The sequence below is a fragment of the Achromobacter sp. F4_2707 genome, from assembly GCF_047501535.1.
GTDB lineage: Bacteria > Pseudomonadota > Gammaproteobacteria > Burkholderiales > Burkholderiaceae_B > Yanghanlia.
This window is the reverse complement of the sequence record NZ_JAZDRJ010000009.1, coordinates 161,042-177,319: the sequence shown is the minus strand read 5'-3', so window position 1 is coordinate 177,319 and position 16,278 is coordinate 161,042. Positions and strand designations below refer to the sequence as shown.

16 protein-coding genes and 1 pseudogene are annotated in these 16,278 nt (G+C 57.7%); 8 read left to right on the top strand and 9 right to left on the bottom strand.

Annotation, left to right across the window (positions count from 1 at the left end; translation table 11 throughout):
- From VRY85_RS10650 to VRY85_RS10625, 6 genes and pseudogenes are all read right to left on the bottom strand, one after another.
- Positions 1-207, bottom strand: a pseudogene (locus tag VRY85_RS10650) (tripartite tricarboxylate transporter substrate binding protein); the annotation flags it as partial.
- Between the two features lie 126 nt (positions 208-333).
- Positions 334-1,860, bottom strand: a complete 1,527-nt coding sequence (locus VRY85_RS10645) for a malonate--CoA ligase (protein WP_414598568.1) — start codon at positions 1,858-1,860, stop codon at positions 334-336.
- 1 nt (position 1,861) lies between these two features.
- Positions 1,862-2,668, bottom strand: coding sequence for an enoyl-CoA hydratase/isomerase family protein (locus tag VRY85_RS10640; RefSeq protein ID WP_414598567.1), 807 nt, complete (start codon positions 2,666-2,668; stop codon positions 1,862-1,864).
- Positions 2,665-3,975, bottom strand: coding sequence for a malonyl-CoA decarboxylase domain-containing protein (locus tag VRY85_RS10635; RefSeq protein ID WP_414598566.1), 1,311 nt, complete (start codon positions 3,973-3,975; stop codon positions 2,665-2,667). The genes VRY85_RS10640 and VRY85_RS10635 overlap by 4 nt, the downstream gene beginning before the upstream one ends.
- Positions 3,976-3,977: 2 nt before the next feature.
- The gene (locus VRY85_RS10630; RefSeq protein WP_414598565.1) at positions 3,978-4,694 is read right to left on the bottom strand and encodes a GntR family transcriptional regulator; all 717 of its coding nucleotides are present in this window, start codon (positions 4,692-4,694) and stop codon (positions 3,978-3,980) included.
- A gap of 159 nt (positions 4,695-4,853) precedes the next feature.
- Positions 4,854-5,534, bottom strand: coding sequence for a Crp/Fnr family transcriptional regulator (locus VRY85_RS10625; protein WP_414598564.1), 681 nt, complete (start codon positions 5,532-5,534; stop codon positions 4,854-4,856).
- A gap of 48 nt (positions 5,535-5,582) precedes the next feature.
- Between VRY85_RS10625 and VRY85_RS10620 the strand changes: the two genes are divergently transcribed.
- Positions 5,583-5,987 (top strand): YbaN family protein, encoded by a 405-nt coding sequence (locus VRY85_RS10620; protein ID WP_414598563.1) that lies wholly within the window; start codon positions 5,583-5,585, stop codon positions 5,985-5,987.
- On the opposite strand, the gene hemN is transcribed toward VRY85_RS10620, so the two are convergent.
- On the bottom strand, positions 5,969-7,384 hold the full coding sequence (hemN, locus tag VRY85_RS10615; protein WP_414598562.1) for an oxygen-independent coproporphyrinogen III oxidase: 1,416 nt from the start codon (positions 7,382-7,384) through the stop codon (positions 5,969-5,971). The two genes, VRY85_RS10620 and hemN, sit on opposite strands and share 19 nt — an antisense overlap.
- 245 nt (positions 7,385-7,629) lie before the next feature.
- Between hemN and VRY85_RS10610 the strand changes: the two genes are divergently transcribed.
- The 7 genes from VRY85_RS10610 to VRY85_RS10580 all read left to right on the top strand — a co-directional run bounded on the left by VRY85_RS10610 (position 7,630) and on the right by VRY85_RS10580 (position 14,325).
- A complete protein-coding gene (locus VRY85_RS10610; protein ID WP_414598561.1) occupies positions 7,630-10,572 on the top strand; it encodes a monovalent cation/H+ antiporter subunit A in 2,943 nt (980 codons plus the stop codon).
- A 1-nt stretch (position 10,573) separates the two neighbouring features.
- A complete protein-coding gene (locus VRY85_RS10605) occupies positions 10,574-10,918 on the top strand; it encodes a Na+/H+ antiporter subunit C (protein ID WP_414598560.1) in 345 nt (114 codons plus the stop codon).
- Positions 10,915-12,552, top strand: a complete 1,638-nt coding sequence (locus VRY85_RS10600) for a monovalent cation/H+ antiporter subunit D (RefSeq protein WP_414598559.1) — start codon at positions 10,915-10,917, stop codon at positions 12,550-12,552. Before VRY85_RS10605 ends, VRY85_RS10600 begins: the two co-directional genes overlap by 4 nt.
- The gene (locus VRY85_RS10595) at positions 12,549-13,034 is read left to right on the top strand and encodes a Na+/H+ antiporter subunit E (protein ID WP_414598558.1); all 486 of its coding nucleotides are present in this window, start codon (positions 12,549-12,551) and stop codon (positions 13,032-13,034) included. Before VRY85_RS10600 ends, VRY85_RS10595 begins: the two co-directional genes overlap by 4 nt.
- Positions 13,031-13,312, top strand: a complete 282-nt coding sequence (locus VRY85_RS10590) for a K+/H+ antiporter subunit F (protein ID WP_414598557.1) — start codon at positions 13,031-13,033, stop codon at positions 13,310-13,312. Before VRY85_RS10595 ends, VRY85_RS10590 begins: the two co-directional genes overlap by 4 nt.
- A complete protein-coding gene (gene mnhG / locus VRY85_RS10585) occupies positions 13,309-13,674 on the top strand; it encodes a monovalent cation/H(+) antiporter subunit G (protein WP_414598556.1) in 366 nt (121 codons plus the stop codon). The genes VRY85_RS10590 and mnhG overlap by 4 nt, the downstream gene beginning before the upstream one ends.
- Before the next feature lie 135 nt (positions 13,675-13,809).
- Complete coding sequence (locus VRY85_RS10580; RefSeq protein ID WP_414598555.1) at positions 13,810-14,325, top strand: hypothetical protein; 516 nt, start codon at positions 13,810-13,812, stop codon at positions 14,323-14,325.
- Positions 14,326-14,361: 36 nt separating this feature from the next.
- Here the strand turns inward: VRY85_RS10580 and VRY85_RS10575 are convergent, their stop codons facing one another.
- Positions 14,362-15,492 (bottom strand): sensor histidine kinase, encoded by a 1,131-nt coding sequence (locus tag VRY85_RS10575; RefSeq protein ID WP_414598554.1) that lies wholly within the window; start codon positions 15,490-15,492, stop codon positions 14,362-14,364.
- On the bottom strand, positions 15,467-16,153 hold the full coding sequence (locus VRY85_RS10570; protein ID WP_414598553.1) for a response regulator: 687 nt from the start codon (positions 16,151-16,153) through the stop codon (positions 15,467-15,469). Before VRY85_RS10570 ends, VRY85_RS10575 begins: the two co-directional genes overlap by 26 nt.
- Between the last annotated feature and the right edge of the window lie 125 nt (positions 16,154-16,278).

Sequence of the window (16,278 nt, the reverse complement as noted above, 5' to 3'; positions counted from 1 at the left end):
CGCCCCACCCCGATTATCCACAACCACGCTCTGACCGAGCTGCTGACCCAATTGCTGGGCCAGCGGTCGGGCGAATGTGTCAGTCCCTCCCCCCGCCGGAAACGGCACGACAATCGTGACGGACCGTTCCGGCCATGCTGCATGCGCCATACTGGTTGCTGCCATTGCGGCCAAGGCAACTACCGTATATGCAAAGCGCTTCTTCATAGTTGATTCTCCTTTGGTTTTTTTTCATTACAGATGCTTTGCTCACATCATTCCCCTGTTTTCTCTGACAGGGGTACTACTGTTGTCTAATGTGTTAAGTCTCCTCCTTCAAACCCCTCTATTTATCTATTTATATTGATCGCGCAAGGCATTCTTCTGCACCTTGCCCATGGTGTTACGCACCAACTCCGGTACAAAATGGATGCGCTTGGGAACCTTGAAGTTCGCCAGATCCTGCTTAAGCGCTGTCAACATAGCATCGGCATCAAGGGTGCCCCCCTCCTTGGGTACCACCACCGCCACCACTGCTTCGCCGAAATCGGGGTCAGGGACACCAATGACGGCCGATTCATTCACACCCGGCAAGGCGTCAATCAATAGCTCAACCTCTTTAGGATATACGTTGTAGCCACCTGAAATAATGAGATCCTTACTGCGCCCGACAATGGTCAGATAGTCGTCGGGTACGCCTTCACCCCCGAACAAACCCATATCGCCGGTACGGAACCAGCCATCGGCGGTGAATTCTTCGCGGGTTTTTTCCGGCATGCGCCAATAGCCGGAAAACACATTCGGCCCCTTGACTTGAACATTGCCGATGGTGCCAACTGCAACCCCTTCGTCGTTTTCATCGACCACGCGCACGGAGACTCCGGGCAAGGGCCTGCCCACCGTTCCACCCAAACGCTCACCGGCATCGGCCTCGTAAGGGTTGGAAGTCAGCATAATGGTTTCGCTCATGCCGTAGCGTTCCAAAATCGTGTGGCCGGTGCGGTCTTTGAACTCGTTAAAGGTTTCGTGCAGCAGCGGCGCAGAACCCGAAATAAACAAGCGCATATTGCGGCAGACTTCGCGTGTGAAGCGAGGATCGGCCAGCAAGCGCACATAATAGGTGGGCACCCCCATCATCACCGTACTTTCGGGCAGGTAGGCCAAGGCTTGATCGATATCGAGCTTGGGCAGCCAGATCATTTTGGCGCCCGCCAGTAAAGCCCCATGAGACGCCACAAACAAGCCATGCACGTGGAAAATCGGCAACATGTGCAAGAGCACATCGTCGGAATGCCAGCCCCAGTATTCCTTGAGCACTTGGGCATTAGAAGACAGGTTGCGATGACTGAGCATGGCGCCTTTGCTACGCCCTGTCGTGCCAGAGGTATACAAAATAGCCGCCAGATCATCGGGCTGGCTTTGCACTGTCTGAAAGTTCTCGCTGGCGCTTGCTGCGGCGGCAGCCAGGCTGCCACTACCGTCAGCGTCCAACGTATGCACATGAGGCGTGCCCGTTTTTTGCGCCAGATCCGTCACCCAGCCCAGATTTTTACTGTCGCAGACAATCACAGCGGGTTCGGCATCAGTGAGGAAATATTCGACCTCAGATGCCTTGTAAGCGGTATTGAGCGGCAAATACACCAGCCCGGCGCGAATGGTACCCAAGTACAGCATGAGCGCCATGGGCGACTTTTCCACTTGCACAGCCACCCTGGAGCCTGCCGGCAGTTGCAAAGCGTGCAGCAAGGACGCAACCCTGCCACTCATCGCTTCAATATCGTTCCAGCTATATGCCTGTTCAGGCGTCTGGATGGCCACTTGATGACGATCAGAGGGAAACCCCTCTGCCAGTACGGCGTACAAATTGGCATTGCCTTCCAAATCAATCTCCTGTGAATACCGGCTCGGAGCCGTTCAAGAAAGCTCGCACCCCTTCGCGGTGATCGCGGCTTTGAGCGTAACGAAAAAAATTCTGCAGTTCGGCATCAGAGAGTGGCTCATGACTCGCGCACAGACGCGTCGCCGTCTGCTTATTAATACGCGCCGCCAGCGGCGCGCCCTTTGCCAGACGCTGAGCCGTACGCATGACATCGGCTTGGACTTGGTCATCGGGCAGAATGCGGGTCAGCAGGCCTTTGGACATTGCCTCTTGGGCCCCAAACACGCGGCCTTCCAGCAGGATTTCCAGGGTGACCGCACGCCCTACTAAGGCCAACAGGCCGCGCATTTCATCGGGAGCCATGGGAAAGCCCAGACGATTAATGGGAACGCCAAAGCGCGCGCTGGCCCCAGCAATGCGCAGATCGCACTGACTGGCGATTTCCAAACCGCCGCCTACGCAAACCCCCTCGATTTGCGCCAATACCGGGTGTTGGCAGGAAGCGATGGCAGATAAAGCCGGCGCAAGAATGCCAGTGTGATAATGCCGCACCCCAGCCAAGTCGGCACGTTGTGTGGGGAATTCGCGAATATCAGCTCCCGCAGCGAAGTTGCCGTCAGCGCCGCGCAGCACTACGCAGCGCAAGGCATCGTTGGCGGACAGTTCCGTAAACACCCGCGCAAGTTCCTGCCACATGAATACCGTAATGGCATTCAACCTGCCTGGATGACTGAGGGTCACCACGGCGACAGCCCCTTGAAATTCCAGCAATACCCGCCCGCTCTCGCCACCTGGCTCGGACCTATTCATCGCCACCTCAGACTCATCCCCAGCTTGGGCTTACCCTGCGCCAACAAGGCGAGGTTGTCGTCCAGCTGATCAAGTTCGTATAGATAATTAACCATGATGCCGCAAGACTGCGCCATGCCCTTTGCCGAGCAATCCGCCGCCCAGTTCAGACGCTCAATACGCGCCCCGTTACCCAGGTGAAAACGGGCCACAGGGTCCAGGGGCTGGCCATTTTTCATGGTTTTCAGATAATGCACCGCCAGCCGCAGGCCGGTGCGCTGCACCGCATCAGACGCTTGCCCTGCCGCCGCAGCCTTGAGCTTGTCCACCCATTTAAGCCCTGCTTCCGGGTCGCCTTCAGCCTGCTGTTTATCGGTTTTTTCTGGCAACATAGTTTGCAGGGTTTTTCCATCCTGCTTGACCAACCAGTCGACAAAACCAGGAATCGGCGACAACGTAGCAAACGACTTGAGGCGTGGGAGATCGCGCAACAGTTCGTCGATCACCCGCTTCAGTAGAAAGTTACCGAAGCTGATGCCGCGCAAGCCGGGTTGCGTATTCGAAATGGAATAGAAAATAGCCCAACGCGCTTTGCCTATGTCGTCGGCGGGGATCTGAGGGTCGAGCAGCACCTGCACATTGCCGGCCATCTGCTGCGCGAAAGCCACCTCGACAAAAATCAAAGGTACGTCGCTCATGCGCGGGTGAAAAAATGCATAACAGCGGCGATGCCCGGCCACCCTGTGCTTGAGTTCTTCCCAGGAACGAATCTCATGCACGGCTTCGTACTCAATGAGTTTTTCCAGCAACGAAGCCGGAGAATCCCAAGTGATGGGGCGCAATTCCAGCATGCCGACATCGAACCAGGCATTCAACAGGCCTTCAAGCTCGCGCTCCAGCACGCTTAGCCCCGCCACCTGTTTGCGCCAGCGCAGCATATCGGCCCGCAGCTCAACCAGCAGTTTCAGGCTAGCCACTTGAGCATACAGGCGCCGGAACATACGCAGGCCGAAATCTTCGCGAGGTTCGAGCTCACTGCTAGCTTGCGCTAGACCGACCAGCATGGCACGCCGGTCTTTAACATCGGAAGCCAGGTATCGGGCGCCCCATTGCTTGGCCAGACGGTTAGCCGCGACATCGGTCAAACGGGCGGTAAACAAAGGCTGAATCTCTTCAGGTTCGGGCAGAGGGTCGCGCTCCAGCCAGCGACTCAGCCGCGCCATCAGCCCCGGCCCTTCTTTTTCCTTTTTTTCTGCCTTGCCTTTGGCATTTTCGGCTTCGATCACCACCAAGGTGTTTTCCGTGTTCGGAGTGTCAGTCGTCGCCATACTCAGTCTCCTGGGTGATGTAAGAACGAATGGGCCGCTAAGGCCGCATCCGAAGCTTGATGATCCTGCGCAGCTAAGTCGCGCAGCGCATCAAGCTGCCGCATGAGGTGTTTGCGAGTGAGTGCCTCTGCACCGTCTGGATCACGCGCTTTGAGCGCGGCAAAAATCGCCATATGCTCGGCGCAAGATTCCCGAATGCGCCCTGGGTAGGCCAGGCTTTTATGCCGCGACAAGCTCAACACTTTACGCAGGCTTTCCACCATATCGGACAGCCAGCGGTTGTCCGCCAGTTCTTGGATCGCTTCGTGGATTTGCGCATTGACAGCGTAGTACTGGTCGATATCGCCCGCCCTGGCGTGATGTTCCAGTTGCTCATGCAAAGGCTCCAGGCGTGTGAGATCTTCATGTGTAACCTTGCTGGCCGCTTCATAAGCACAGCGCCCTTCCAGCATGGCCATCAAGGGGAAAATATCGTTGAGATCGCGTGCCGACAGTTCGTTGACAAAGCAACCACGCCGCGGCTCCAAGCGTAAAAGGCCTTCGGCCACCAGCACTTTGAGGGCTTCCCGCAAGGGCGTGCGGGATACGCCCAACTGGCGGGTAAGCTGAGCTTCATCCACCCAAGCGCCCGCCTTGAGTTCGCGCGACTGAATCATGGCGCGCAAACGGTCGGCCACTTCTAGATAAAGCACCTGTTGAACAATACGGGTTCCTGCCATGCGCTCTCCGCAGGCGGGTAGCGCAGGGACGAATGCCACAGATCGCTTCCGCTCATAATTCATAATTATGAAGCAGTTCTATGGTAAGACAACCATTGTTAACCCTGACTGCCGCGCGGCCATTAAGAGGCCGACGCTATAGCGGGTGGGCGGCCCCGCTCAATCGCTGTGAACGCGGAAACCCTCGTCGTCCAGAATGGTGATATTGCGCCCTTCGACACGAATCAAGCCCTTAGCAGTAAGATCGTGCAGAATGCGTGAAAAATGTTCCGGCGTAAGATTCAGCCGTGACGCAATGACATTCTTCCCGACCTCAAGCCTGATCTCCGGCCCACCCGCCGTTTCCTGCGCTTGCAGCAAATAACCAATCACCCGCTGCGTACCAGAATGCAGTGAGTAGGATTTAACGTCGGAGACAAAAGAATGCAGCCGCTTGCTCAAGCCCGCGAGCATTTTGCGGGCCAGCATGGGGTGGGTGTCGAGTTCGTCCAACAACACGGATTTATCCACCGTTAAAAGCATGCTGTCGGCCAAGGCAACCGCAGAAAGAATATAAGGCTGGCCCAGAAACATCAGTGCTTCACCAAAGCTTTCTCCCGGCCCCAGCAGGCGCATGACTTTCTCTGCACCAGCAGGCGACACCGCCACCAGCTTCACCTGGCCGTACACCATGATGTGAAAGCCGTTGCACGGCTCGCCCCGATGAAAAACTGCTTCGCCGCGGCGGACATGGTGCTCGGTGGTGCCCGCTGTAATCTTCGCGATTTCCTGCTCATCAAGCTGGTCAAACAAAGGCACCCGCATCAACAGGTTTCGGATCTTGTCTTTGTCGCCTGACATATTGATAGAATTCCTTCGTAGTTAGGGAAGCGCTGGACAATTCACCGCGTGAAAAAAACGCTTTACAACATTGTGGGAACACTGGCTCTGCTGCTAGGCATCGTGGGCATTTTCCTGCCGCTGGTACCCACCACACCCTTTCTACTTCTGGCTTCAGCGTGCTACATGCGCGGCTCCCGCCGTATGCATGAATGGTTACTCAACCAGCGCCACCTCGGCCCTTACTTACGCAATTTCCAACAAGGGCGCGGCATACCTCTTCGTGCGAAGATCACCGCTCTCGCCTTGCTATGGACGTCCCTGACAATCTCCATGTGGTTCGCCCCCCTGCCCTGGGTGCGCATCCTGCTACTGATTCCCGGCATTGCTGTCACCGTCTATCTGTATCGGATGCCCACACTGGAGCCCGGCGGGCAAATGCCCAACCAGGCGGATCAGATCAAGCGTGAGTAGGTAGATACCGTGGGCTGGCTGAGATACTTATCGAACACCATGCCCAACGCTCTCACGAACAAGCGCCCCTTGGGGGTGACGGTAATCACGCCATCTTTCCGTTCCATGAACCCGACTTCTTCATAGGGGCGCAGGCGTTCGAGTTCGCTGGCGAAGTATTGCTCGAAATCGATGCCATACTTTTGATTGATATCGGCAAAGCGCAAGGGCATGCTGCACATCAGAATCATGATGACATCGCGGCGCAGGACATCGTCCGTCGATAAATCGTAGCCCCGCTCCACCGGCAAGCGGCCTGCGTCGAGCGCCTCGTAGTAGGCATTCACCGTGCGCACATTGCCGTTATAGGAGCGCCCCACTTTGCCAATGGCTGAAACGCCAAACCCGATAAGGTCGCATTCCGCCCGTGTGGTGTACCCCTGGAAGTTGCGATGCAGGGATTTATCCTGGCGTGCAAGATTCAGTTCATCATTGGGCTTGGCGAAGTGATCCAGCCCGATATACACATAGCCGGCTTCCAGCAGGCGGCGCGTAGACAGCAGGAAAATCTGTAAACGGGTTTCAGCAGAAGGCAGGTCTTCGGGCTTGACCATGCGTTGCGCCTTGAAGCGCGCCGGCAGATGAGCGTAGTTATATAGCGCGATGCGATCGGGCGAAAGGCGGATGATTCCGTCGATAGTACGTTCGAAGCTAGATAAAGTCTGCTTGGGCAAACCGTAGATAAGGTCGGCATTCACCGACTCGTAACCGGTATCACGGCTGGCCTTAACAGCCCGCTCCACCATTTCGAGCGGTTGAATGCGATTGACAGCCGCCTGCACCGCAGGGTCGAAATCCTGCACACCAAAGCTACAACGGTTAAAGCCCAGCCCCGCCAGAAAAGACAAAGTATCTTCGTTCACCGTGCGTGGGTCGATTTCCACGCCCAGCTCGGCATCAGGCGTGAAGTCGAAATGGCTGCGCGTGGCGTCCATGAGCATGGCGAGTTCATCGTTGCTCATGAAAGTGGGTGTGCCGCCTCCCAGGTGAAGCTGAACTGTGCGGCGGTCTTTCCCCAAGTGTGGGGCAAGGAGTTCCATCTCCTTGTGCACATAGCGCACATATTGCGCTGAACGGCTGTAATCCTGTGTGATGATCTTATTACAGGCGCAGAAGTAACACAGCGAACGACAGAACGGCAGGTGAAAATACACCGACAGCGGCGGATTATCATCGCGCTGAGCACGTTCCTGCAGATAAGGCAGAAAACGCTCTTCTTTGAAGGTGTAATCGAAGCGGTCTGCCGTAGGGTATGAGGTGTAGCGCGGGCCGCTGATATCAAAGCGCCGCACCAGCTCTTCGGAAATTTCGATGTCAGGAAAGGAAATTGAATTTTGCGTTTCGGTCGTATCGACCATAGCGTACTCCGGGGGGTTAGACCTGTACCTGCCCCGGCGCGCGCGCCCGACCGGCACACGGTCTGCATCAAGCTAACATTGTCCAGTTTAATGCCAGACAATTTCTTGATGCTGATCAAAGCACGTTCGAAGCAAGAAACTCACGGATTTTCGCAAAAAAAAACGCCAAGTGGCCTCGAACATGCTGCTTCATATCGTATTATAAAGGGCTGTCGAACCTTACATTTCCCTGACTCGCCTGCCTGATGTCCCTTGTTCTCATACTTGCTTTGCCTTTTTTCGGCAGCATTGTTGCTGCTTTTCTGCCATCCAATGCGCGGAATATAGAAGCTTGGCTCGCAGGTCTGATCGCACTGGTATGCGCCGGGCTGGCAATCAGCCACTTTCCCGCTATTTTGGACGGCGAGGTCATCCGCATCACCGTCCCCTGGCTTCCGGATCACGGCGTCAACCTCAGCCTGCGCATGGATGGTTTCGCGTGGTTGTTTGCGATGATTATCACCCTGATGGGTGCGCTCATTGCCCTGTACGCTCGCTATTACATGTCGCCGGAAGACCCTGTCCCCCGGTATTTCTCCTTCTTCCTTGCCTTCATGGGGGCGATGCTGGGGGTTGTGCTGTCGGGCAACCTGATTCAGCTCGTCCTGTTCTGGGAGCTCACCAGCCTGTCGTCCTTCATGCTGATCGCCTACTGGCATCACAGGCTGGATGCACGCCGGGGCGCGCGCATGTCGCTGACCATCACCGGTGCGGGTGGCCTTTGCCTGCTGGCCGGCGTGCTTATGATTGGCCATGTGGTCGGTAGCTACGAGCTCGACGTAGTGCTGCAATCGCGCGACCTCATTCACAATCACCCCTGGTACACCACTATATTGGTATTAGTCGCGCTGGGCGCCCTGACCAAAAGCGCACAATTCCCCTTTCATGTGTGGCTGCCGAATGCCATGGCGGCACCTACCCCCGTCTCTGCCTACCTGCATTCAGCCACAATGGTTAAAGCGGGGGTGTTTTTGCTGGCGCGCCTGTGGCCGGTTATGGCCGGCACGCCTGAATGGACTTGGATTATCGGCGGCGCCGGGGCGATCAGCCTATTGTTGGGTGCTTACGCAGCCACTTTCCAGACCGACATGAAGGGAGTGCTGGCGTATTCCACCATCAGCCATCTGGGGCTCATCACCTTGCTGCTAGGCATGGACAGCCGCCTGGCCCTGGTAGCAGCGGTATTCCACATAATTAACCACGCCACCTTCAAAGCCTCGCTGTTTATGGCGGCAGGCATTGTGGACCACGAAACCGGCACCCGCGATATGAGCCGCCTGTCAGGGTTGTTCCGCAGCATGCCTATTACCGCGACGCTGGCCATCGTTGCCGCAGCGGCCATGGCAGGGGTGCCTTTGCTCAACGGTTTCATTTCCAAGGAGATGTTCTTCGCGGAAACCGTCTACTTCACCGGTAACGAGTTCACCCGCTACGGGCTGCCGCTTCTGGCCGTCGTAGCCAGCGCCTTCAGCGTTGCCTATTCGCTGCGCTTTATTACTGAGGTGTTCTTCGGCCCGGAAGCCAAGGATCTGCCTCGCGCACCGCACGAGCCACCGCTCATGATGCTGATTCCCAGTGCCATTCTGGTGGTTGGTTGCTTAGTGGTTGGAATGTTGCCTGGTCTTATTCCCGGCCCCTTCCTCCATACGGCCGTCGAAGCGTTGTTGGGCGAAGATACCCCTAATTACAGCCTCGTGGTGTGGCACGGCTTCAACCTGCCACTGGCCATGAGCTTTGTCGCCCTGGTCGGCGGCATCATCCTGCAACGGCTGTTACTTAGCCGCCAGCATGCCCGCCCCGGCTATACCCCCTTCATCTATCGTTTCGATGGCCGTCGCACCTTTGAAAGCATTCTGGAAGGCGTTGACGTCGCTTCGGCGTTCATTCTCGACTGGACCCGCTCGCCTCGCCTGCAGCCACAGATTTTCCTGATCGTTCTGCTTACGTTGGCTGTGGCCGCTTTGCCCCTGCTCAATGGTGCCTGGCTGCAACCGCAGTCCGTCACCCCGCTCGACCCACTTTTCGCGGTACTTTGGCTGGCTGGGGCCGCCTGCGCGGTTGGAACGGCGGCGAGTGCAAAATTCCACCGCCCCGCCGCCCTGATGCTGGCCGGTGGCGCCGGCCTGTGTACCGTCATTACCTTTGCCTGGTTGTCAGCGCCTGATCTCGCCCTGACCCAGCTTACTGTCGAAGTCGTCACCATGGTGCTCATCTTGTTGGGCCTGCGCTGGTTGCCTCGGCGCGTGGAAGGCGAAGGCGACGAAAGCGAAACGCCCATCCGCAATGCCATCTTCGCAGGCGTGCGGCGCTCGCGCGACCTCATCATCGCTATTCTGGCTGGCAGCGGCTTTACCGTCATTGCTTATGCCATCATGACCCGCGATCACCCCGAAGGCATATCCTCGTTCTTCATTGAACAAGCCTTGCCTCTGGGCGGCGGCTCCAACGTCGTCAACGTGATTCTGGTCGACTTCCGAGGCTTCGATACCTTGGGAGAAATCACTGTTCTTGGCATTGTGGCACTCACGGTGTACGCGCTGCTGCGCCGTTTCCGTCCACCACCCGAGACGCTCGAACTGCCTCACGCGCGGCAGTTCGTTGCCTACGAAGGCAAACTGCTGGACCGCTTCAGCGACCCGGACCCTCAATCTTTGTTGCCCGATGGCGTCATGAAGATTCCAGCTGTGCTGGTGCGCCTGCTGCTGCCTCTGGCCGCCATGGTGTCGGTCTACTTCCTGGTGCGTGGCCACAACCTGCCCGGGGGCGGCTTCGTGGGCGGGCTCATCATGGCAACCTCCATCATCATTCAGTACATGGTGAGCGGTGTCGTGTGGGTGGAAACACGCCAGCGCCTGCATCCGCAGTATTGGATCGCCTTCGGTCTGCTGGCCGCGGGCAGCGCCGCCATGGGCGTGTGGTGGTTTTCCAAGCCTTTCCTCTCATCGGTTGCCGTCGATCTGCATATTCCGCTCATTGGTGCGGTGCATTTGTCCTCGGTACTGTTGTTTGACATCGGCGTATACACCTTGGTTGTCGGTGCGACGGTTCTGATGCTGATCGCCATCGCTCACCAATCTTTGCGCCTGTATCGCAAGCCCGCGATTATTCAGCAGCACGAAAGCGGTACTCCCTCACAGGAGAACAACTGACATGGAATTGATTCTTTCCCTTGCCATCGGCGTTCTTGCCGGCTCTGGTGTGTGGCTGGTGCTGCGGCCACGCACCTTTCAAGTCATCATGGGGCTGTCCCTGATCTCTTATGCGGTCAACCTGTTCATTTTCTCGATGGGGCGTGTCACGTTGGGCATCCCCCCGGTGATTGATCCTGAATGGGCGGGCGACATTTCGCATTATGCCGACCCGCTGCCCCAGGCCCTGGTGCTGACGGCTATCGTCATTGCCTTTGCCACCACCGCCCTGTTCCTGGTGATTCTGCTTGCGTCACGCGGCTTCAGCGGCACCGACCACGTTGACGGCAAGGAGACCCTCAAGTGACAGGCTGGATGCAACACCTTCCTATTCTGCCCGTCGTCATTCCGTTGATCTGCGGCGCGCTCATGCTGGTCGTGCGCGACGGCCACCGGCGGGGCCGCCTCACGCTGGGCTTCATATCCATTGCCAGTCAGTTGGCTGTGGCCATTACTCTATTGTTCGCAACGGCTGGTTATATCCCCAACGACTGGCCGGGCGGCGTTGCCGTCTATTTGCTGGGCGATTGGCCTGCGCCCTTCGGCATTGTGGCAGTGGTCGACCGCCTCTCAGCCGTCATGCTGGTGCTCACCGCGTTGCTGGGAATGGCTGCCTGGGTGTATGCCACCGCGCGTTGGGACCGCGCCGGGGTGCACTTTCACCCCCTCTACCAGTTCCTGCTGATGGGGCTGAACGGCGCCTTTCTCACCGGCGACTTATTCAACCTGTTCGTATTCTTCGAAGTCTTGCTGGCCGCATCATATGGGCTGGCCCTGCATGGCTCGGGGCGTGCGCGCGTGTCTGCCGGTTTGCATTATGTGGCGGTCAACCTGATCGCCTCATTCTTGCTGCTGATCTCCATGGCCATGATTTACGGCGTAACCGGTTCCTTGAATATGGCGGATCTCGCCGCCCGCGCCGGGGAACTTGTCGGCCCGGAGCGCCGTTTATTCGAATCCGGGGCCGCCATCCTGGGCATTGCCTTCCTGATCAAGGCTGCAGCCTGGCCACTGAACTTCTGGTTACCGGCCACCTATGCCAATGCCGGCGCGCCCGTGGCAGCCGTTTTCATGATCATGACCAAGGTCGGTGTGTATGCCCTGTTGCGCATTGGCTCGCTGCTGCTGCCAACAGGCGCGCCAGCGGCCTTCGGCGGCGAATGGATGTTCCCGGTGGGTATTGCCACCCTGGCCTTCGGTATTGTCGGCCTCATAGCAGCCCCCCAGCCCGAACGCCAGGCCGCCTACTGCGCCATCATCTCGTCCGGCACTCTGTTCGCCGCCCTCGGGATGCCCGGCGTGACACTCACAGGGCCTGCACTGTTCTACTTGATTAGCTCCGTGCTGGCTCTGGGCGCCTTCTTCCTGTTGCTTGAAATGGTCGAACGCACACAGGCCTTTGGCGCCGACCTGCTGGCGGTCAGCCTGGAAGCCTTCGACCTTGAGGACCCCGAATCCCCGGATAAAAGCGATGACGTAGTCGGCGTCGCCATTCCCGCCGCCATGGCATTTCTGGGCCTGTCTTTCGTCGCCTGCGCCTTGCTCATTGCCGGCCTGCCTCCCTTTTCTGGCTTTGTGGCCAAATTCGCTATGCTGTCGGCCGCGCTCACCACGGCTGAAGGTGCGCCCGGCATTGGTACCTGGCTGTTGATCGGCTTCATGTTGCTGTCAGGGCTAGCCTGCATTGTGGCCTTGGGGCGAACCGGCATCCGCCTGTTCTGGAGCGTTGAAGACACCACCACGCCGCGCCTGCGTTTATCCGAGGCCGGCCCTGTCAGTATGCTGATTTTTCTATGCATCGCCATGGTCATCTGGGCGGGGCCCCTGATGCGCTACCTGGAAGATACGGCCAGATATCTGGGCTCACCTGATTCCTACATTAGCGCGGTTCTCAATCAAAGCCCGGGCCGTAGTGTTACTCCCACGGAGGTTCTGCCATGAAAAAGCTTTTAAGCTGGCTCTACCTTCCCACCATGCTTTTAGGACTGTGGCTGTTGTTGAACGACAGTCTGTCCTTTGGCAATATTGTGCTGGGCGGCGCCCTGGCGCTGTTCTTCGGCTGGGCATCGCGAGCGCTGCGGCCGCTACGCGCCCGCCCGCGCAAACCCCTGGTCGCCCTGAAGCTGCTATGGCGAGTGGCCGTTGACGTGTTCAACTCCAACTTGGAAGTGGCCCGCATTATTTGGGTGGGCAATAAAAAGATATCGCCGGGGTTTATCAAAATCCCGATCGACCTCAAAGACCCGCATGGTCTGGCGGTGCTTTCCTGCATCGTTACCTACACGCCTGGCACCGTGTGGGCGGAGTTCGCAGAAAATGAAGAGCTGCTCACCCTGCATGTCCTTGATCTCACGGACGAAGCCTATTGGATTCACAAAATCCAGTATGACTACGCACGTCCATTGAAGGAGATTTTCGAATGAACCAGATATTCCAAATAGCCTTGTTCTTTGCCATCGCATGTTTTGTGCTTGGCATGTGCCTGGCTGTCTATCGGCTGGCCACCGGCCCTTCCATGGCCGACCGGGTGCTGGCCCTGGACACCATGTACATCAATGGCATGCTTGTACTACTGACGCTTGGCTTGCGCTTTGGCTCGCCGCTGTATTTTGATATTGGCCTGCTTATTTGCGTATTTGGGTTTGTCGGCTCAGTAGCTATGGCCAAATTCCTGCTGCGTGGCGAGGTGATCGAACCATGACTCCTGATCTTCCAAACTGGGCCATTCTGGCTATTTCGTTTCTGCTTGTTGTTGCTGGTTTTTTTGCTTTCACCGGTTCGCTGGGGTTGTTGCGCCTGCCACACTTCTATAGCCGCATACATGCACCGACGCTGGGCAATACCCTGGCCTCTTTCTGCATAGTTGTATCTATTCTAATCATGGCTTCGGTCACAGAACACCGCTTCGTGGCCCATTCCTTGCTGGTGAGTTTCTTCCTCATCATCACATCACCGGTAACGGCCATGCTGCTGATGCGGGCGGCGATTAAGCGGGAGCTGCGCCGGGGAGTGGAAGAGCGCACAAAAGCGGAAAAGACCCCCTCTACGCAGACAGAATCCTGAGGACTGTTTTAAAGCATTTCTGAACCGCTGTACCGATACATCCGCTTGCACGCTGCGCGGCTGCGTCTGGATATACTGAATATGTAACAGCCAGGAAGCACTGATACACACGCTTCCCTAACTACAGGAGGTTCCATGAAGGCAATCAAACGGACTCTGCGCCCTACGCACATGGCGCTCGTTGTGGCAGCAGCCGGGCTGCTGCCCTTGGCGGCGGCTCAAGCCCAAAACGCTTCGACCTCAGACCTGCAGGCGCGCTACGACGCAGACATGCAACGTTGCGCCACCCTGACCGATCCTGAAAGAAAACGCACTTGCCAGCGCGAAGCTGGCGCGGCATTACAGGAGGCCCGTCGCAACCGCCTCACCACCGCACATGAAAACACTGCGGCAAACAGCGCCGCTCGTTGTGCCCGCCTGCCTGCCGCACAACGCGCGGATTGCGAACGCCTGATGACAGATAGCAGCGCCGTGGAGCACGGAAGCGTGAGTGGCGGAGGCATATTCCGCGAACTGACCATTACCGTGCCTGCCGACACTACGGCTCCAGCGGGCCAATACGGCGCCCAGCCAGTGCCCGCGCCAAATAATTACTATCAACAACCCGGCGCACCCGCGCCCGGCACACTCGGCGCCCAGCCGGTAAGGTAAAACGCCTGAGGCCTAAGCGCGCCCCGGCCATGTGATTTACATGCCGCCGGGCGCGCTGCCCTTCCACCCCTCGAGCCGATTCAACCTCGCTCCCTTACGTGGACCGGGGAATACCACCGTAATTCGCGTGCCTGGAAATGCGGGACGACTCAGCAAATTCCACCATCCTCCATGGACATGGGCGATTTCACGGACAATCGCCAAGCCCAGGCCCGAGCCACCCGCCACGCTGCCCGGCGCTCTATAAAACGCCTCAAAGACGCGCTCTGCCTCTTCCGGCTTGATACCGGGCCCGTCGTCTTCCACGGTCAGGCTAGGCGGATTGCTGCTCACCTGAATACGGATCGCGCTGGCTCCCAGCCCATAGCGCAACGCGTTGTCAATTAAGTTGCTCAATAGCTCTTCAAGAAGAATGGGGTCGATGTCCACCCTCACAGGTTCATCCGCAGCAGTGAATTCCAGTGCCAGCCCTGCGGCGCGCGTGCGTGGCACCCACTCTGCGGCGGAATTCCGCACCCATTCGTTCAGGTCGCTGCGTACAAAACTGTCTTGCGGCCGTGTGGAGGAGTCTGCCCGCGCCAGCACCAGCAGTTGCTGACCCAGCCGTATCATCCTGTCGTTTACCGACTTGATGCGTTCGGCACGTTCGCGTACATCCGCAGGCAGATTCCCCGCCAGCATCAGTTCGCATTCAAGCTTGAGCCCGGTCAGTGGCGTACGCAATTGGTGAGCGGCATGGCCAACAAAGCGGCGCTGCGCCTGAACCGCATCATCAAGCCGTTTCAGCAAATCGTTTATATGGGTAATAAGGGGGGCGATTTCGCTGGAAAGGCCGTCGGTATCAAGGGGCTGCAAATCGTCAATGGAACGCTGGCTAAGCTCATGCGAAAGGCGGTTGACGCTATCCAGGCCGGAACGAATGCCTGTAATCAGCACCCAACCAAACACCAGCAGCAAAACAAGCTGGCTAAACAACATGGCCCAGAACAGATCGCGCTCCAGCCATTCTTCTATGCTCATGGTGCCAGTGAAATACCAGGTAACCACCACATCCATGAGAATAAGCACCAGCACGGCCGGCATAAGCCGAACCACCAAGTGGCGTGCCAGCGAGCCTCGCGGCATCAGCCGCTCAAGGCGACTAGTGTTTTGCAGCCAGCGCTTCATCCGTTTCCAGCAGATAGCCGAAACCTCGCACCGTTTGGATCGTGGCTCCCGTCCCTTCCAGCCGGCGCCTTAGCCGGTAGATATAGACTTCCACCGCATTCTCGCTGAAATCCGAATCCCAGGCAGACAAGGAATTCACAATCTGCTGTTTAGTCACCACCTTGCCCGCCCGCATGATCAGCATTTCCAGAACGGAAAGCTCGCGCACGGAAAGGCTGAGCCGTTCCCCTGCCACCCGGACTTCCCGGCCCACCGTATCAAACTGCAAAGGCCCTGCTTCGATGACTGCATGAGCCTGGCCCGCCCGACGACGGCCCAACGCCCGGACTCTGGCGGCCAGCTCGGGCAGCTCAAAGGGCTTGGTGACGTAATCGTCCGCTCCGCTGTCCAACCCGTCCACCCTATCATCCACGCTATCGCGTGCTGTGAGAATCAATACAGGCAAAGACTCGGAGGCCGCACGCAGTTCGCGCAGCACTTCCAACCCGCTTTTGCCGGGCAGGTTGAGATCCAGCAGAAGAAGATCGTAGAGTTGCCCCGCTACAGTGTTCAGCACCTGAGAGCCGTCTTGCAGCCAGTCAACGGCATAACCTTGCTGGGTGAGAAATTCCCGCAGTGCCGGGCCAAGGGTTGGGTCGTCTTCGATTACGAGTATTCGCATACACGCAATTATAGGGAAGGTCGGGAGAAATCGCCGTAAATACTGCCGGATATCGCTCGCCTTCGACAAAAAAACGAAAGCGCCCTTGTGAGGAGCGCTTTCGATGACCGGCATTTGTGCAGCGC

Bases quoted from the DNA above. Each gene is read 5' to 3' on its own strand.
- VRY85_RS10605 (WP_414598560.1), top strand. From the start codon at position 10,574: ATGGAATTGATTCTTTCCCTTGCCATCGGCGTTCTTGCCGGCTCTGGT.
- VRY85_RS10635 (WP_414598566.1), bottom strand. From the start codon at position 3,975: ATGGCGACGACTGACACTCCGAACACGGAAAACACCTTGGTGGTGATC.
- VRY85_RS10640 (WP_414598567.1), bottom strand. From the start codon at position 2,668: ATGAATAGGTCCGAGCCAGGTGGCGAGAGCGGGCGGGTATTGCTGGAA.
- VRY85_RS10580 (WP_414598555.1), top strand. From the start codon at position 13,810: ATGAAGGCAATCAAACGGACTCTGCGCCCTACGCACATGGCGCTCGTT.
- VRY85_RS10630 (WP_414598565.1), bottom strand. From the start codon at position 4,694: ATGGCAGGAACCCGTATTGTTCAACAGGTGCTTTATCTAGAAGTGGCC.
- mnhG (WP_414598556.1), top strand. From the start codon at position 13,309: ATGACTCCTGATCTTCCAAACTGGGCCATTCTGGCTATTTCGTTTCTG.
- VRY85_RS10625 (WP_414598564.1), bottom strand. From the start codon at position 5,534: ATGTCAGGCGACAAAGACAAGATCCGAAACCTGTTGATGCGGGTGCCT.
- hemN (WP_414598562.1), bottom strand. From the start codon at position 7,384: ATGGTCGATACGACCGAAACGCAAAATTCAATTTCCTTTCCTGACATC.
- VRY85_RS10595 (WP_414598558.1), top strand. From the start codon at position 12,549: ATGAAAAAGCTTTTAAGCTGGCTCTACCTTCCCACCATGCTTTTAGGA.
- VRY85_RS10570 (WP_414598553.1), bottom strand. From the start codon at position 16,153: ATGCGAATACTCGTAATCGAAGACGACCCAACCCTTGGCCCGGCACTG.
- VRY85_RS10575 (WP_414598554.1), bottom strand. From the start codon at position 15,492: ATGAAGCGCTGGCTGCAAAACACTAGTCGCCTTGAGCGGCTGATGCCG.
- VRY85_RS10610 (WP_414598561.1), top strand. From the start codon at position 7,630: ATGTCCCTTGTTCTCATACTTGCTTTGCCTTTTTTCGGCAGCATTGTT.
- VRY85_RS10590 (WP_414598557.1), top strand. From the start codon at position 13,031: ATGAACCAGATATTCCAAATAGCCTTGTTCTTTGCCATCGCATGTTTT.